Consider the following 250-nt stretch of genomic DNA (forward strand, 5'->3'; position numbering starts at 1 on the left):
GCGTTTAACTGCGCGCGATAAAGCGCTATTTACCTTACTTGCTAATCACTGCAGTAAGCCTAAAAAGAGTGGTAGCGCTTATCAGGCTACTTCTTCTACCCCAACTCGTACGCTTAATAGCAATTGGTTACTCAATCAAAAAGTATCAAACATGTCTTTGCACAGCGATAGCTATAAAGATGCCGCTAAGCTTGATGCTTGGTCAAAATTTTATAAATTGCCTAAACGTTGCCGTAAGAAAGGTATGGAG

1 pseudogene is annotated in these 250 nt (G+C 40.8%); it reads left to right on the forward strand.

Annotated elements, in window-relative coordinates:
- Positions 1 to 250: pseudogene (locus AAEZ18_RS19295) on the forward strand (hypothetical protein); the annotation flags it as partial.

It is taken from the genome of Pseudoalteromonas sp. 19-MNA-CIBAN-0066, from assembly GCF_040308705.1.
In the GTDB taxonomy this organism is placed as follows: domain Bacteria; phylum Pseudomonadota; class Gammaproteobacteria; order Enterobacterales; family Alteromonadaceae; genus Pseudoalteromonas; species Pseudoalteromonas nigrifaciens.